Source organism: Brenneria sp. L4-2C, assembly GCF_040240335.1.
Lineage (GTDB): Bacteria > Pseudomonadota > Gammaproteobacteria > Enterobacterales > Enterobacteriaceae > Brenneria.
Genome location: NZ_JBEIAC010000001.1, coordinates 488,635 through 504,643 on the forward strand (window position 1 = coordinate 488,635; position 16,009 = coordinate 504,643).

14 protein-coding genes are annotated in these 16,009 nt (G+C 53.7%); 8 read left to right on the forward strand and 6 right to left on the reverse strand.

Annotated features, from left to right (window positions below):
• Positions 1-59: 59 nt before the first annotated feature.
• The 4 genes from purB to ABRZ26_RS02295 all read left to right on the forward strand — a co-directional run bounded on the left by purB (position 60) and on the right by ABRZ26_RS02295 (position 5,003).
• Complete coding sequence (purB, locus tag ABRZ26_RS02280) at positions 60-1,430, forward strand: adenylosuccinate lyase (protein WP_319602620.1); 1,371 nt, start codon at positions 60-62, stop codon at positions 1,428-1,430.
• Between the two features lie 206 nt (positions 1,431-1,636).
• Complete coding sequence (phoP, locus tag ABRZ26_RS02285; protein ID WP_319602621.1) at positions 1,637-2,329, forward strand: two-component system response regulator PhoP; 693 nt, start codon at positions 1,637-1,639, stop codon at positions 2,327-2,329.
• Positions 2,322-3,803: a two-component system sensor histidine kinase PhoQ gene (gene phoQ / locus ABRZ26_RS02290; protein WP_319602622.1), complete on the forward strand. Its 1,482-nt coding sequence runs from the start codon at positions 2,322-2,324 to the stop codon at positions 3,801-3,803. The genes phoP and phoQ overlap by 8 nt, the downstream gene beginning before the upstream one ends.
• Positions 3,804-3,881: 78 nt before the next feature.
• Entirely contained in the window at positions 3,882-5,003 is a 1,122-nt protein-coding gene (locus ABRZ26_RS02295) for a ribosomal protein uL16 3-hydroxylase (protein ID WP_319602623.1), read from the forward strand.
• A 44-nt stretch (positions 5,004-5,047) separates the two neighbouring features.
• On the opposite strand, the gene pepT is transcribed toward ABRZ26_RS02295, so the two are convergent.
• A complete protein-coding gene (pepT, locus tag ABRZ26_RS02300) occupies positions 5,048-6,283 on the reverse strand; it encodes a peptidase T (RefSeq protein ID WP_319602624.1) in 1,236 nt (411 codons plus the stop codon).
• 428 nt (positions 6,284-6,711) lie between these two features.
• Here pepT and potA point away from each other — a divergent pair, with 428 nt between their 5' ends.
• From potA to potD, 4 genes are read left to right on the forward strand one after another with little or no spacing between them, the layout of a single operon-like run.
• Positions 6,712-7,827, forward strand: a complete 1,116-nt coding sequence (potA, locus tag ABRZ26_RS02305; protein ID WP_319602625.1) for a spermidine/putrescine ABC transporter ATP-binding protein PotA — start codon at positions 6,712-6,714, stop codon at positions 7,825-7,827.
• On the forward strand, positions 7,811-8,671 hold the full coding sequence (gene potB / locus ABRZ26_RS02310; protein WP_319602626.1) for a spermidine/putrescine ABC transporter permease PotB: 861 nt from the start codon (positions 7,811-7,813) through the stop codon (positions 8,669-8,671). The genes potA and potB overlap by 17 nt, the downstream gene beginning before the upstream one ends.
• Positions 8,668-9,444, forward strand: a complete 777-nt coding sequence (gene potC / locus ABRZ26_RS02315) for a spermidine/putrescine ABC transporter permease PotC (protein WP_319602627.1) — start codon at positions 8,668-8,670, stop codon at positions 9,442-9,444. The genes potB and potC overlap by 4 nt, the downstream gene beginning before the upstream one ends.
• Before the next feature lie 31 nt (positions 9,445-9,475).
• Positions 9,476-10,519, forward strand: a complete 1,044-nt coding sequence (gene potD / locus ABRZ26_RS02320; protein ID WP_319602628.1) for a spermidine/putrescine ABC transporter substrate-binding protein PotD — start codon at positions 9,476-9,478, stop codon at positions 10,517-10,519.
• Positions 10,520-10,569: 50 nt separating this feature from the next.
• Here the strand turns inward: potD and ABRZ26_RS02325 are convergent, their stop codons facing one another.
• The 5 genes from ABRZ26_RS02325 to prc form a co-directional block, all read right to left on the reverse strand.
• On the reverse strand, positions 10,570-10,797 hold the full coding sequence (locus tag ABRZ26_RS02325; RefSeq protein ID WP_319602629.1) for a FeoC-like transcriptional regulator: 228 nt from the start codon (positions 10,795-10,797) through the stop codon (positions 10,570-10,572).
• Between the two features lie 45 nt (positions 10,798-10,842).
• Positions 10,843-13,176, reverse strand: a complete 2,334-nt coding sequence (gene feoB / locus ABRZ26_RS02330) for a Fe(2+) transporter permease subunit FeoB (RefSeq protein WP_319602630.1) — start codon at positions 13,174-13,176, stop codon at positions 10,843-10,845.
• A 27-nt stretch (positions 13,177-13,203) separates the two neighbouring features.
• Positions 13,204-13,431, reverse strand: a complete 228-nt coding sequence (locus tag ABRZ26_RS02335) for a FeoA family protein (RefSeq protein WP_319602631.1) — start codon at positions 13,429-13,431, stop codon at positions 13,204-13,206.
• A 36-nt stretch (positions 13,432-13,467) separates the two neighbouring features.
• Positions 13,468-13,713, reverse strand: a complete 246-nt coding sequence (locus tag ABRZ26_RS02340; protein WP_319602632.1) for a FeoA family protein — start codon at positions 13,711-13,713, stop codon at positions 13,468-13,470.
• 269 nt (positions 13,714-13,982) lie between these two features.
• Entirely contained in the window at positions 13,983-15,998 is a 2,016-nt protein-coding gene (gene prc / locus ABRZ26_RS02345; protein ID WP_319602633.1) for a carboxy terminal-processing peptidase, read from the reverse strand.
• Positions 15,999-16,009 lie beyond the last annotated feature (11 nt).

Here is a 16,009-nt window from a genome sequence, read left to right on the forward strand (position 1 = left end):
TGTTTGCCGTCGGCATGAACTATTATTTTTATTGAAACCAATCCCAGGAGTTGCTTGCGATGGAATTATCCTCACTGACCGCCGTTTCCCCGATAGATGGCCGCTACGGCGATAAAGTCAGCTCGCTGCGCGCTATTTTCAGCGAATTCGGTTTGCTGAAATTCCGCGTACAGGTTGAAGTACGTTGGCTGCAAAAGTTGGCGGCCTGTGCAGAAATCCAGGAAGTTCCTGCATTTGATGCCGACGCAAACGCTTTCCTCGACCGAATCGTCGCTGAATTCAACGAACAGGATGCGGCGCGCATTAAAACCATCGAGCGCACCACCAACCATGACGTGAAGGCCGTCGAATATTTTCTGAAGGAAAAAGTCGCCGCCGTTCCGTCGCTGCACGCCGTCAGCGAATTCATTCACTTCGCCTGTACCTCGGAAGATATCAACAACCTGTCTCATGCGCTGATGCTGGATACCGCCCGCCGTGAGGTGATTCTTCCCCAGTGGCGCAAAATCATTGACGCCCTGGCCGACTTGTCCCTGCAATATCGTGATATTCCCCTGCTGTCGCGCACCCACGGGCAACCCGCCACGCCGTCCACCATCGGTAAAGAGTTCGCCAACGTGACCTACCGGATGGAGCGCCAATATCGTCAGCTTCAGCAGATTGAAATTCTGGGTAAAATCAACGGCGCCGTCGGCAACTACAACGCGCATCTCGCCGCCTACCCGGAAATCGACTGGCATCGGTTCAGCGAAAGTTTCGTCACGTCGCTGGGCATCGCCTGGAACCCGTACACCACGCAGATCGAACCGCATGATTACATTGCGGAATTGTTTGACTGCATCGCTCGCTTCAACACCATTCTGATCGACTTCGACCGCGATATCTGGGGTTACATCGCCCTGAACCACTTCAAGCAGAAAACCATCGCCGGTGAGATCGGTTCGTCCACCATGCCGCATAAAGTTAACCCGATTGATTTCGAAAACTCGGAAGGCAACCTGGGATTAGCCAATGCCGTGTTGGGCCATTTGGCCGGGAAATTGCCGGTCTCCCGCTGGCAGCGCGACCTGACCGACTCCACGGTGCTGCGTAACCTGGGCGTGGGCGTGGGCTATGCGCTGATCGCTTATCAATCAACGTTAAAAGGCATCAGCAAGCTGGAGGTCAACCGCGACCACCTGCGCGAAGAGCTGGATCACAACTGGGAAGTGCTGGCTGAACCTATTCAAACCGTAATGCGTCGGTACGGCATTGAAAAGCCTTACGAAAAACTGAAAGAGCTGACGCGCGGCAAACGCGTGGATGCGGCCGGCATTCAGGCGTTTATCGACGGTCTGGACCTGCCCGAAACGGAAAAGGCGCGGCTGAAAACGCTGACGCCGGCAAATTATATCGGCCGCGCCATTCAAATGGTCGACGATTTGCAATAAGGCTCATGCGACAGGCGGACCGCTCGTCCGCCTGTTACCCGGTTCCTTCGTTCTCCTGTTTATCCGTCGTTTATTATCCCTGTGGATAATTTGCCAGATAAAAATCAAATCATATAATTAATTCCGATTGCGTATGACTATGATACGTAAGCGGTGTTTACTTATAACCGTCTTACCCGTTTGACAGAGAAGCTGAGGAAATAGCGATGCGCATTCTGGTCGTCGAAGATAACGTTTTATTACGTCATCACCTTACCGTGCAAATGAATGAAATGGGACATCAGGTCGACGCCGCCGCGGGCGCCAAAGAGGCCGATTTTTTCCTGCACGAACACTCGCCGGATATTGCGATTATCGACCTCGGCCTGCCGGATGAAGATGGCATGAGTATGATTCGCCGCTGGCGCTCACAGCAGATCAAGCTGCCCATTCTGGTGCTGACCGCCCGGGAAGGCTGGCAGGACAAAGTGGCCGTGTTGGAAGCCGGCGCGGATGACTACGTGACCAAGCCGTTTCATATGGAAGAGGTGGTCGCCCGTTTACAGGCATTGATGCGCCGCAATAGCGGGCTAGCGTCGCAGATTATCAGTCTATCGCCGTTTGAAATCGATCTGTCGCGACGAGAAGTGATGATCAACGGCGCGCCGGTCAAGCTGACCGCCTTTGAATACACCATCATCGAGACGCTGATCCGCAACAACGGAAAAGTGGTCAGCAAGGAATCATTGATGTTGCAGCTCTACCCCGATGCCGAGCTGCGCGAGAGCCATACCATTGATGTATTAATGGGACGCCTGCGCAAAAAAATACAGAACGCCGGCTCTGCGGATGTCATTACCACGGTGCGCGGCCAGGGTTATCGTTTCGATCTGAACGCCGGTCAGGCCAAAAATGAGTGATCGAAAATCGCCGCAAGCCGTTTCCAACGACGCCCGCCATAACAAATTCCCCTTTTCGCTGCGCGTGCGTTTTTTACTCGCGACCGTCGCTATCGTTCTGGCGTTATCGCTGTCTTACGGCGTCGTCGCCATCATCGGTTACAGCATCAATTTCGATAAAACGTCATTCCGTCTGCTGCGCGGGGAAAGTAATCTGTTTTACCGACTGTCTCAGTGGCGAGACGGCCAATTAACCATCGCGACGCCGCCGGATATCGATAACAACTTCCCTACGCTGGTTTTGATTTACGACCAGCAGGGCAACATACTCTGGCGTGAACGAGAAGTCCCGCAGTTGGAAGCGATGATCAAACCCGAATGGCTGGAAAAAACGGCTTATCATGAGTTGGATATCGATACCAAGACCAGCAGCGTCGTGCTGAAAGAAAATACGTTGCTGTTGAATAGCCTGCGGGCGCTCAACGGCGTCTACTCGCATACGCTGACCCACTCCGTCGCCGTCAATGTCTATCCGCGCACCGAACATCTTCCGCCTCTGACCATCGTGGTTGTCGACCGGATCCCGCAGGAATTGCAACAGGAGGATATCGTCTGGGAATGGTTCGGTTACGTTATTATCGCCAACCTGATTCTGGTCTTCCCGTTGCTGTGGCTGGGCGCGCACTGGAGTCTGCGGCCTATCAAACACCTGGTCAGGCAAATTGCCGAGCTGGAAAACGGCACGCGTGAACAATTGGATGAAAATCCGCCGCGGGAGTTATACAGCCTGGTGAAAAACCTGAATATCCTGTTGAATAACGAGCGCCGGCGTTATCACAAATACCGCACCACCCTGACCGACCTCACCCATAGTCTGAAAACGCCGCTGGCCGTGCTGCAAACCACGCTGCGGGCGTTACGCACCGGCAAGGAAATCAATATCGATCAGGCCGAGCCGCTGATGCTGGCGCAGATCAGCCGAATATCGCAACAGATTGGCTACTATCTGCACCGCGCCAGCGTACGTTCCGAACACCATATGCTGATGCGTGAGGTGCATTCCGTACCCGCCATGCTGGACGGCCTCTGCTCCGCGCTGAATAAAGTTTATCAACGTAAAGGCGTGGTGCTGACGCTGGACATCTCTCCCGAACTGACCTTTGTCGGTGAAAAAAACGACTTTATGGAGATACTGGGCAACGTGTTGGATAACGCCTGCAAATACTGCCTGGAATTTGTGGAGATCAGCGCCCAGTATTCCGACCACAAACTGCACCTGATCATTGATGATGACGGCCCCGGCATACCGGAAAGCAAGCGCGAACTTATTTTTCAGCGCGGGCAGCGCGCCGACCGGCTGCGCCCCGGTCAGGGCATCGGTCTGTCGGTCGCCGCCGAAATTATTGAGCAATATCAGGGTGAAATCATTATCAGCGACAGCGCGTTAGGGGGCGCTCGCGTCGAGGCGATCTTCTCCCGTCAGAATCTTGCTTAGAATGAGCGATGAAAGTCAGTACAGCTCACCGGGCTTCCGCTATAATTGCCGCCCGTCTCGTTTTCTGGAAGATATGGCATGGACTATCAACTCAATCTCGATTGGCCGGAATTTTTAGCGCACTACTGGCAAAAAAAACCGGTGATTATCAAACACGGTTTTAATCATTTTATCGACCCTATCTCACCAGATGAACTTGCCGGTCTGGCATTGGAAAATGAAGTCGACAGCCGACTGATTAGCCATCAGGACGGGCGCTGGCAGGTCAGCCACGGTCCGTTTGAAAGCTTCGATCATTTAGGCGAAAACAACTGGTCGCTGCTGGTTCAGGCCGTCGATCACTGGCACGAGCCGTCTACCGCACTGATGCGCCCTTTCCGACGGTTGCCTGACTGGCGTCTTGACGATTTGATGATCTCATTTTCGGTGCCTGGCGGCGGCGTTGGCCCGCATCTGGACCAGTACGACGTTTTCATCATTCAGGGAACCGGACGTCGCCGCTGGCGCGTCGGCGCCAAAGTGCCGATGAAACAGCATTGCCCCCACCCTGACCTGCTCCAGGTCGATCCCTTCGAGGCCATCATCGATGAAGAGATGGAGCCGGGCGACATTCTCTATATTCCGCCGGGTTTCCCGCATGACGGCTACTCGCTGGAAGAGTCGCTCAATTATTCGGTGGGTTTTCGCGCCCCGAACGGCCGCGAACTGGTGAGCGGTTTCGCCGATTATGTGCTGTCCCGCGAACTCGGCAGCCGGCGTTACAGCGATCCGGAGATTCCCGCCCGCGCGCACCCCGCCACGGTGCTGCCGCAGGAATTGGAGCGCTTGCAGAAAATGATGCTGGAACTGGTGCAACAGCCCGAGCATTTCCAGAACTGGTTCGGTGAGTTTATTTCGCAATCCCGCCATGAACTCGATGTCGCGCCGCCGGAACCGCCTTATCAGGCGGAAGAAGTCCGTGACTTCCTGCAACAGGGCGAACTGCTGCGGCGTTTGGGCGGATTACGCGTACTGTGCGTCGGCGACGGCTGTTTCGTCAATGGCGAAAAGATCGACAGCCCGCACAAACAGGCGCTTATGGCGTTGGCCGAGCATCACGAAATCAGCGCGGCCCTCCTGGCGGAGGCGCTGGACGATGCGGCGTTTCTCGCTAAATTGACCGCCTTGGTAAACAACGGCTATTGGTATTTTGCCGACTAAGGCGTTTATCGAATAAGGCGGGATAGCCCGCCTTAATTATTCGCTCACTGCGATTTTGCGCGTAACGCCGTAAGTTCGGCGATGCGCATAATCACCGACACAGCTTGCTCCATTCCTTCCAGCGTCACGAACTCATGCTTACCGTGATAGTTGTAGCCGCCGGTAAACAAATTAGGACAAGGCAGCCCCTGGAACGACAGATGAGCGCCGTCGGTACCGCCGCGAATCGGCTTTAATACCGGTTCGATATGGCAATCGCGCATGGCCTGCTGCGCCAGCGCAATAATATGCGGGTGTTGCTCTATCTGCTCGCGCATATTGTAGTAGCTGTCGGTTATCGTCACCTCGATATAACAATCAGGGTGCAGCCCCTTGCCGACTTTCTCGGCGATATCCAACATCTTCCGCTTACGTTTTTCAAACCCGTCGCGATCGAAATCCCGCACGATATAATGCAATTCCGCCCGCTCAACCACGCCTTTCATACTGTGCAGATGATAAAACCCCTGATAGCCGTCGGTATTTTCCGGCGTCTCATCAGCAGGGACTTCATAATGATATCGCGACGCCAGCGTCAGGGCGTTGACCATCACGCCTTTGGCGCTGCCGGGGTGGACATTATTGCCGACGATTTTCACCGTCACGGAGGCGGCGTTAAAGTTTTCATACTCAAGCTCGCCGAGGCCGCCGCCATCAACGGTATAAGCCCATTGCGCATCGAACGCGTCGACATCAAAAAAGTGGGCGCCCTTGCCGATCTCTTCATCCGGCGTAAAGGCAATCCGGATATCCCCGTGCGGAACCTGCCGTTTTTTCAGGCGCATCATCGCGGTAATAATTTCAGCGATGCCGGCCTTGTCATCCGCGCCCAGCAGCGTTTTGCCGTCGGTGGTAATCAGCGTATGGCCCAGTAGCTGGTGCAAGACGGGAAACATCACCGGCGAGAGCACTTCATCGCCGATGCCCAGCGCGATATCGCCGCCGCGATAATTTTCCAGAATCTGGGGGTTAACGTTCTTCCCGCTGTAGTCGGGAGAGGTATCCATATGAGAAATAAAACCAATAGCGGGTACCGACCAGGCGACATTGGAGGATAGCGTCGCCATGACGCAGCCATGTTTGCTTAACGTCACCTGCTCAAATCCCAGCTCAAGCAGTTCCTGTTGCAGCGCCCGGGCAAGTTTCAACTGTCCATCGGTACTCGGCACCTGCCGGACACCGGCTTTTGATTGAGTATCAAAAGAAACGTAATTTAAAAATCGATCGAGTAATTTATCCATCACTATGTGCCTCTTGAGCCCTGAATTTCATTATGGGGATGGCATCCATGGCAAATATTGCGTCAGGTCAGTTTTTACTGTGTTAACCCGCAGATGCGAAATGCCTGACCTCGCCCCATGCTCCGGTCAATTGCCGGATTAACGTCATAGTAAGGCACTTAATTGCCGTTTCTTCCAGTCGCGAGTTACAAAACCATCTCAATAAAATAACAATCACACAGCATAATGACCCGGCGTATTGTCCCGCCGATAAACTATTTACGCCTGTTCTCGATAAGTGTGGCGTCACAAGTTGGCGTTCAGTATGGTTTACCGTAGAATGCCGACCCTCAACTAAGCTCGTAGGCTGAAAGGTGATAACCCTTGGCATAGACCACGACGTTTCTCACGTGGATGCGCCATACTTGGAAACAGAGCAATAACCCTAAATGAAAGATAATCGTCCTGCTACTCCGGTCGTTGAACTGCTCGACGTCCATAAAAGTTTTGATGGCAAAGACATCATTTCTCACTTTAATCTCGCCATTAACAACGGTGAGTTTCTGACTATTCTCGGCCCTTCCGGCTGTGGAAAAACCACGGTGCTGCGCCTGATTGCCGGTCTGGAAAGCGTTGACGACGGCAATGTCATCCTGGAAAGCCAGGATATAACCCACCAGCCGGCCGAGCAGCGGCATGTTAATACCGTCTTCCAAAGCTATGCGTTATTTCCCCATCTGAGCGTTTTCGACAACGTCGCGTTCGGATTGCGGATGCAAAAAACGCCGGAAGCGGAAGTGCGGCCTCGCGTGCTGGAAGCGCTGAAAATGGTGCAGTTGGACGCATTGGCCCCGCGCCGCCCGCATCAGCTATCGGGCGGACAGCAACAGCGCGTAGCCATTGCCAGAGCGGTGGTGAATGAACCCAAGGTGCTGCTGTTGGACGAGCCGCTATCGGCGCTGGACTACAAGCTGCGCAAACAGATGCAAAACGAGCTGAAAGCGTTGCAGCGCACGCTGGGCATCACCTTCATCTTCGTGACCCACGATCAGGAAGAAGCGCTCACCATGTCCGATCGTATCGTGGTAATGCGCGAAGGCCGTATCGAGCAGGACGGCACGCCCCGCGAAATCTATGAAGAACCGCGAAACCTGTTTGTGGCCAGCTTTATCGGCGAAATCAATATCTTCGATGCGACCGTTATCGCCCCGTTGGATGCGCAACGCGTACGCGCGCACATTGAAGGCCGGGAATGCGTTATCACAGTCGGGTTTCCGGTCACTATCGGGCAACGCCTCAAGGTGTTGTTACGACCGGAAGATCTGCGCGTAGAAGAGATCCACGACAGCGCGCAGACCTCAGAGATCGTCGGCTATGTGCGCGAGCGCAATTATAAAGGGATGACGCTGGAGTCGAGCATTGAGTTGGAAAGCGGCAAACTGGTCATGGTCAGCGAGTTCTTTAACGAGGACGATCCCGATGTAGACCACTCGCTGAACCAAAAAGTGGCGGTGACCTGGGTTGAAAGCTGGGAGGTCGTTCTAAACGATGAAGACGTCGCGTAAACGCTTTCAAAATACCATTATCACCATCATTGTGGCCTGGCTGGTCTTGTTCGTATTCATGCCCAATCTGATGATTATCGGCACCAGCTTTTTAACCCGTGACGATGCAAACTTTATCAGTCTGGTGTTTACGCTGGATAACTATACCCGGCTGGCCGATCCGATGTACGCCTCGGTGCTGCTGCATTCGCTGAATATGGCGGTGATTGCCACCTTGTGCTGCCTGATCCTCGGCTATCCTTTCGCGTTTATTCTGGCGCGCCTGCCGCAAAGGATCAGGCCGCTGCTGATGTTCCTGCTGATTGTGCCGTTCTGGACGAACTCGTTAATCCGCATTTACGGTCTGAAAGTGTTCCTGAGCACCCGCGGCTACCTGAACGAATTCCTGCTGTGGAGCGGTATCATTGAAACGCCGCTGCGCATCATGTATACGTCGGGCGCGGTGATCCTCGGGCTTATCTATATTCTGCTGCCGTTTATGGTGCTGCCGCTCTATTCCAGCATTGAAAAACTGGATAAGTCCTACCTTGAGGCGGCCCGTGATTTGGGCGCGAGTAAATGGCAGGCGTTTGTCAAAATCGTAATTCCACTGACCATGCCCGGCATTATCGCCGGCTGTTTGCTGGTTCTGCTGCCGGCGATGGGACTGTTTTTCGTCGCCGACTTGATGGGCGGCGCCAAAAACCTGCTCATCGGCAACGTGATTAAAAGTCAGTTCCTGAATATCCGCGACTGGCCGTTCGGCGCCGCCACCAGTATTTGTCTGACCTTGATCATGGGGCTGCTGCTATTTGTTTACTATCGCACCGCCCGGATGCTGAACAAACAAGGGGAACTGGAATGATAGGACGTCTGCTGCGCGGTGGATTTATGTCCATCATTTACGCCTATTTGTATATTCCCATCATCATTTTGATCGTGAATTCGTTCAATCAGGCGCGTTTCGGCATCAACTGGCAAGGTTTTACCCTAAGCTGGTATCAACTATTGCTGAATAACGACAGTCTGATCCAGGCCGCCCAGCACTCGCTCACCATGGCGGTCTTTTCGGCTACCTTCGCCACGCTGATCGGTTCGCTGACCGCGGTCGCGCTTTACCGCTACCGTTTTCGCGGCAAACCCTTTGTCAGCGGCATGCTGTTCGTGGTGATGATGTCGCCGGATATCGTGATGGCCATCTCCCTGCTGGTGCTGTTCATGCTGCTGGGCATATCGCTGGGATTCTGGTCGTTGCTTTTCTCCCACATCACCTTCTGCCTGCCCTTCGTGGTGGTCACCGTTTATTCACGGTTAAAAGGTTTCGATGTGCGTATGCTGGAAGCCGCGCGCGATCTGGGCGCCAGCGAGGCGATTATTCTGCGCAAAATCATTCTGCCGCTGGCGATGCCGGCGGTGGCGGCCGGCTGGCTGCTGAGTTTTACCCTGTCGATGGATGATGTGGTGGTGTCGTCATTCGTTACCGGGCCGTCATATGAAATTTTGCCGTTGAAAATTTATTCAATGGTGAAGGTGGGCGTCTCGCCCGAAGTGAATGCGCTGGCAACCATTCTGTTGATTCTTTCGCTGGTTCTGGTGCTCAGTAGTCAACTGATCCTGCGCGATCGCACCCAAAAATAATATTTGCCCTTTGGGAAAGGAGATACACAACATGAAAAAATGGTCACATCTGCTGGCGGCCTGCGCCCTGGTTTTCAGCATCAATGCCGCCCATGCCGATGATGGAAAAACGCTCTATTTCTATAACTGGACTGAGTATGTTCCTCCCGGTTTGCTGGAACAGTTCACTAAAGAAACCGGGATCAAGGTCATTTATTCGACCTATGAATCCAACGAAAGTATGTACGCCAAACTGAAAACCTATCAGGGCAGCGCCTATGATTTGGTTGTGCCTTCAACCTACTTCATTGCCAAAATGAGCAAAGAAGGTATGCTGCAAAAGATCGATACCAGTAAACTCAGTAACTTTCATAATCTCGATTCGAACTTGCTGCATAAGTCGTTCGACCCCAATAACGATTATTCCATCCCTTACATCTGGGGCGCGACGGCCATCGGCGTTAACCGCGATGTCATTGATCCGGCGAGCGTCACAGCCTGGGCCGATTTATGGGACAAGAAATATAAAGGCAGCCTGCTGCTGACGGACGACGCGCGCGAGGTGTTCCAAATCGCCCTGCGCAAGCTCGGCTACTCCGCCAATACCACCGACCCGCAGCAGATCGAGGCGGCCTACAAAGAACTACAGCAGTTAATGCCTAACGTGCTGGCGTTCAACTCGGACAATCCGGGTAACCCGTTTATGGAAGGCGAAGTCAATCTGGGTATGGTCTGGAATGGTTCGGCCTATGTGGCTCGTCAGGCCGGTACGCCGCTGGATATTGTCTGGCCGAAAGAAGGCGGGATCTTCTGGATGGATAGTCTGGCGATCCCGGCCAACGCCAAAAACGTTGACGGCGCCCTCAAAATGATCAACTTCTTGTTGCGCCCGGAAATTGCGGCGCAGGTTGCGGAAACGATCGGTTACCCGACGCCAAACCTGGCGGCGAAAAAACTGCTGCCGCCAGAAGTTTCAGGCGACAAAACCTTGTATCCGGATGACGACGTGATTAACAAAGGTGAATGGCAGAATGACGTTGGCGGCGCCAGCACGCTGTATGAAACTTATTTCCAACAGCTGAAAGCCGGACGCTGATATTGCTCAACCGACCGGCAGAGCTGCGCCTGCCGGTCATGTTTCACAGGCTAGCGATCGGCCCATTCATAATACTGACTCAGGCTTTTATCACACGAGCAGCAACTACCGCATTTGCCGTCTGATTCGGCCTGATGAAAGCGTATCTTTCCTTTCTGCACCCAGATATCCAGCATACCTTCGATAACGCCGGGATCGGCGTGAAATGCGCTGCTGACATCCTGTAAGGACACTTTCTTTTTCTGCCGCACATAATCGCGCAATTCAATTAAGGTCATATTTCCTCCAAACAGGCGGGTTTCCCCGCCTGCGGACTGAATAACTTAAAGACTCTCGTTGAGATTACTCACCGTAACGCGCGGTTTGGCGTCGCCGCTACGGCGCAGGAACAACAGGGTTATCAGCAACGCCGCCGCCACGCCGGCAATCGCCAGCGTTGAATAGAGCGGATGCTGGGCGAAACGACCGATCTGATAAACCACCACGGCCGAGCCGTAACCTAATTCGATGGTCCAAACCACGCAGAACAATGTCCACGCCGTCCCCACCTCGCGCCAGATGGCGGAGACCGCCGCCACGCAAGGGACATAGAGCAAGACCATCAGCAAATAGGCAAACGCGCCCAGTCGTCCGTCAAACATCTGGCTTATTACGGTCAACGACGAAACGGAAAACTCGTTCTCCTCCGCCACGGTTTCCGCATTGCTCAAATCGCCGACGTCAATGCCCAGCGGATCCAGGAACGCGCTACCCAACTTGCTGAAGTTTTCCGGAATGGTCGCCAACGCCTCGACGATCCCGGCTTGCAGACTGAAAGGTTCGTCCGGCTCCTCCGCCGCGTCATTTTGGGCATCCGCTATCGCGCCGTAGAGAGAGTCCAATGTCCCGACTACCGCCTCTTTGGCGAAAATACCGGTAAATACGCCCACGGCTGCCGGCCAGTTCTCCTGTTTTATCCCCATCGGCGCAAAGACCGGCACAATTTCCTGCCCGATAGCCGACAGGACCGATTTATCGCTGTCCTGATTGTCGAACGTGCCATCGGTCCCCATCGAGTTCAGGAAACCCAATACCGTGACGACGATGACGATCAGCTTGCCGGCTCTGAAAATAAAGTTTTTCAGTCGATCCCAGGTGCGGATCAACACGCTGCGCAAGCCGGGCAAATGGTAAGGCGGAATTTCCATCACGAATGTGGAAGCCTCGCCCTGCAACGCGGTTTTTTTCAGCATAAAACCGGTCGCGACGGCAGCGACGATGCCGATCAGATAGAGGCCGAACACCAGATTCTGACCGCCGCTGGTGAACAGCGCCGTGGCAAACAGCACATATACCGGCAGACGCGCGCCGCAAGACATGAAGGGCGCCATCATCACGGTAACGATGCGGTCGCTGTGCCTCTCCATAGTCCGGGTCGCCATCACCGCCGGTACGTTGCAGCCGAAGCCCACGATCAGCGGGACGAATGCCTTACCGGGCAGACCGATACTGCGCATAAAGCGGTCCATGACAAACGCCGCCCGCGCCATGTAACCCGAGTCTTCCAGATAAGACAGGAACAGATAGAGACAGCCGATCACCGGGATAAACGTCGATACCGTCTGGATACCGCCGCCAATCCCGTCGGCCAGCAGCGTTTTCAGCCATACCGGCGTGTTGATCGCCAGCAGCAGTTCACCCAGACCGTCAACAAAAATCGTGCCGAAGAATTTATCGAAGAAATCGATAAAGGCGCTGCCGATGTTGATAGTGAAAATAAACATCAGGTACATCACCGCCAGGAAGATCGGTATCCCGAGAAAGCGGTGTAATACGATGCGATCGATTTTATCCGTCAGCGTCGCCGACATCTCGCCGCGGCGGGTAATCACCGATGTCGCAATCGCCGACACAAACTGATAGCGAGCGTCCGCCAGGAAAATATCCAGCTCATCTTCATAGTGTTCAATCAGTTCGGCGACTTTGGCGTCGGATTTCGCCAACAGTGGCGCAGGTATGGCCGCCCGCACCGTGCTGTCGCCCTCCAGCAATTGCAGCGCCAGCCAGTAAGGATTATTGATGCCGCCATGTTCGGAAAACTGCCGGGCAAGCGCTTTTGCCGCATTGCGCAGCGGCTCATCATAAGGGATCGCGATATTGGGGGCGACGGGATGAGAGACCGCCTGCGAACACGTCTGACGTAAACGGTCGATGCCTTTTTTCTGACTGGCGGTAATCGCGATGACCGGGCATCCTAATTTTTGTTGTAATGCCGCGATATCAATATCCAGCTTACGTGATGCGGCGATATCCATCATATTGACGGCCACCACCATCGGCACATTCATATCCAGCAGTTGCGCGGTCAAATAGAGATTTCGTTCCAGATTGGACGCATCGACGATATTCAAAACCAGATCCGCCGCGCCGGATAAAATATAATCTCTGGCGACGCGTTCATCTTCCGAGCTTTCCGATGAAGGGTTGAGTGAATAAACACCGGGAAGATCGACCAGCGTAGTCTGCTGATTTTGATAACGGTAATAGCCAACCTTTTTCTCTACCGTCACCCCCGGCCAGTTGCCTACGGTTTGCTTACCGCCGGTAAGCACGTTGAAGAGTGTCGTCTTACCGCAATTAGGGTTGCCGACAACACAAATGACGGGTTGTGCATCCATAAAATTTTCCTACCTGACTTGGTTGATTCAGCATTTTTCGAGAATAAGAATTTGCGCTTCGCCCTTGCGAACGCTGATGGCGGCGCCGCGTAAACGTAATTCGATCGGGTCGCCCAGGGGCGCAATACGCGCGACGGAGAATTCCACTCCCGGCGTAACGCCTAACGCCAATAATCGCTTGCGGTAGTCCGCCGAACCTTTTTGAAAGCCAATGACACGCCACCTGGTCTCAACCGTTAACTCTTCCAAAGACATCGTCAGTCACCTTTTATTGTTAGTGTGCATATTTTGTTAGTGTGAGCGCTGTGGGGATACCCACACTTGTTTTCCCAAATCCCAGTTGATGGCGATGCGGCCATCGCCCGCGGCAAGCATTAGCGGCTGATTTTCTTCCCGTTGAATCACTCGGACATTACCGCCCACACGAATGCCTAACTCGGTTAAGCGCTGCTGGCTCTCTGCGTTCAGACGAATACGGGCGACGACCGCATTCATATTGAGTGGAATATCCAGTAACGTTTGAAGAAGTAACGCCATGTATCATTTCCTTTACTTTTACAATCTAATCAATGAGCTATAACAAAATCGCATCATAAGAAATGATGATTTTATAATGAACATAAGTAATAACTATTATCAATCATATTCCTACCTCCCTCTGTCCCATTGACTCACATCAAGCAAAGTGAAAATAACGGGCAGCCGGTCATCGCGCTGACGCCTGGCTGCATCGTCAGCGGATTAACAGGTATAAAAAAACCCCGGACGGCGCCGGGGTTTTGTTCAATATTGATACAGTTGCTGAATTATTCTTTTTCCTGCTGCGCCAAATCTTGCGCGATCTTCACCGTTTCATCCAGATAAGGATCGGGAGCCTGATAATCCTTCGGCAAATTCTCCAGCGACTTCAGCGGCTTTTTCCCTTCTCTGCTCAGACGATCGTTAATACGGTTCAGACGCATCGCTTCATCGTCATTATTCTCTTTCTCACGCTGAGCGAGATTGAGCGACACCGTATTACGCTTATCTTTCGTTGCGTTATAACGGGCGATATCCTCGGCGATATATTGGAACTCAGGATCCTTGGCAATACGCTCCTGATGCGTTTCGTTCAGCGCAGCGATAAGCGGTTTCAGACTGCCGCTCTTGGCGTAGTCCGCGGCTTTGATGCTATCCCACGGCAGCGCGTTGTCCTCGAATTTTTCTCCGGTGTCAACGGTTTCGGTGCCGGTAGGCATCATGATGTCCGGCGTCACGCCTTTCATCTGCGTGCTGCCGCCATCAATGCGATAAAACTTCTGAATGGTGTACTGAACCGAGCCCAGCGCCGGCCAGTCGGGACGCAACATCTGATCGTAAATACGGTTCAGGGAACGGTACTGCTGTACGGTGCCTTTGCCGAAGGTCGGCTCGCCGACGATCAAGGCCCGGCCGTAATCCTGCATCGCGGCGGCAAAGATTTCCGACGCCGAGGCGCTAAAACGGTCCACCAGCACCACCAACGGGCCTTTGTAGTACACAACGCCGTCGTTATCGCTGTCTTCGCGCACCTTGCCGTTGTTATCGCGGATTTGCACCACCGGCCCGCCGGGAATAAACAGCCCGGACAGACCGACCGCTTCGGTCAGCGCCCCGCCGCCGTTACTGCGCAGGTCGATCACGATGCTGCCGACATGCTGTTTTTCCAGTTTCTGGAGCTGAACTTTGACGTCATCCGTCAGCCCCACATAGAATCCCGGAATATCCAGCACGCCCACTTTTTCTTTGCCGACGTTTTTGACCGACATTTTGACCGCGCGATCTTCAAGGCGAATGCGCTCGCGAGTCAGCGTCACGATACGGGTTTTAGTGCCTTTGCCGGCGGGCAAAATTTCCAATCGCACCTTGCTGCCTTTGGGGCCTTTAATCAGCGCGACCACGTCGTCAAGACGCCAGCCGATGACATCAACTATCGGTTTGTCGCCCTGACCGACGCCGACCACGCGATCGCCCACGGCAATGTTTTTGCTTTTCCCCGCCGGGCCGCCGGGCACCATGGAATTGATCACGGTGTAATCGTCATCCATCTGCAATACCGCGCCGATCCCTTCAAGCGACAGGCTCATTTCGGTGTTGAACTGCTCGGTATTTCTCGGCGACAAATAGCTGGTGTGGGGATCGATTTCCCGCGCAAAGGCGTTCATGATCAGTTGGAAGACATCCTCGCTGTTGCTTTGCGCCAGTCGGCGAATCGCAAACTGATACCGCTTGGTCAGCGTTTCTTTGATGTCTTTATCTTCTTTACCGGTCAGTTTCAGGCTCAGCCAGTCGTATTTGACCTTCGCGTCCCATAACCGGTTCAGTTCGCCGGCATTTTGCGGCCAGGGCGCCTTGCTGCGATCAAGATCAATGGTATCGTCGCCGGTAAGAACCACCGGCTTGTCCAATAACGACAACGCATACTGAAAACGCTCAAAACGCCGTTTCTGCGCCAGATTATACAACGCATAGACGGCATCCAGTTTTCCGGATTTCAGTTCGTCATCCAACTGCGTTTTCTTATCAGAGAACTGGGCGATATCGGAGGCCAACAGCACATTATGGCTGTAGTCCAACATATTGAGATAGCGAGCGAAAATCTTCGCGGAGAATTCGTCGTCCAGCGTAAACTGGCGATAGTGGGAGCGCAGAAAGCGCGAAGTGACCCTGTCACTAACGGTGGCATGCTGAGACTCCTGGCGCAACTGCGGAATTTGCTCAACACGCGTGATGTTCTCATTGGCAAAACTTGTACCCGCCAGCAGTAAACCTGCAATGGCGGTCATTTTAACTAAATTGTTCATGCCCAGGTTGG

What these genes read in the sequence shown, in the direction of transcription:
- purB (WP_319602620.1), top strand. Translation starts at nt 60, where the DNA reads ATGGAATTATCCTCACTGACCGCCGTTTCCCCGATAGATGGCCGCTAC.
- phoP (WP_319602621.1), top strand. Translation starts at nt 1,637, where the DNA reads ATGCGCATTCTGGTCGTCGAAGATAACGTTTTATTACGTCATCACCTT.
- phoQ (WP_319602622.1), top strand. Translation starts at nt 2,322, where the DNA reads ATGAGTGATCGAAAATCGCCGCAAGCCGTTTCCAACGACGCCCGCCAT.
- ABRZ26_RS02295 (WP_319602623.1), top strand. Translation starts at nt 3,882, where the DNA reads ATGGACTATCAACTCAATCTCGATTGGCCGGAATTTTTAGCGCACTAC.
- pepT (WP_319602624.1), bottom strand. Translation starts at nt 6,283, where the DNA reads ATGGATAAATTACTCGATCGATTTTTAAATTACGTTTCTTTTGATACT.
- potA (WP_319602625.1), top strand. Translation starts at nt 6,712, where the DNA reads ATGAAAGATAATCGTCCTGCTACTCCGGTCGTTGAACTGCTCGACGTC.
- potB (WP_319602626.1), top strand. Translation starts at nt 7,811, where the DNA reads ATGAAGACGTCGCGTAAACGCTTTCAAAATACCATTATCACCATCATT.
- potC (WP_319602627.1), top strand. Translation starts at nt 8,668, where the DNA reads ATGATAGGACGTCTGCTGCGCGGTGGATTTATGTCCATCATTTACGCC.
- potD (WP_319602628.1), top strand. Translation starts at nt 9,476, where the DNA reads ATGAAAAAATGGTCACATCTGCTGGCGGCCTGCGCCCTGGTTTTCAGC.
- ABRZ26_RS02325 (WP_319602629.1), bottom strand. Translation starts at nt 10,797, where the DNA reads ATGACCTTAATTGAATTGCGCGATTATGTGCGGCAGAAAAAGAAAGTG.
- feoB (WP_319602630.1), bottom strand. Translation starts at nt 13,176, where the DNA reads ATGGATGCACAACCCGTCATTTGTGTTGTCGGCAACCCTAATTGCGGT.
- ABRZ26_RS02335 (WP_319602631.1), bottom strand. Translation starts at nt 13,431, where the DNA reads ATGTCTTTGGAAGAGTTAACGGTTGAGACCAGGTGGCGTGTCATTGGC.
- ABRZ26_RS02340 (WP_319602632.1), bottom strand. Translation starts at nt 13,713, where the DNA reads ATGGCGTTACTTCTTCAAACGTTACTGGATATTCCACTCAATATGAAT.
- prc (WP_319602633.1), bottom strand. Translation starts at nt 15,998, where the DNA reads ATGAACAATTTAGTTAAAATGACCGCCATTGCAGGTTTACTGCTGGCG.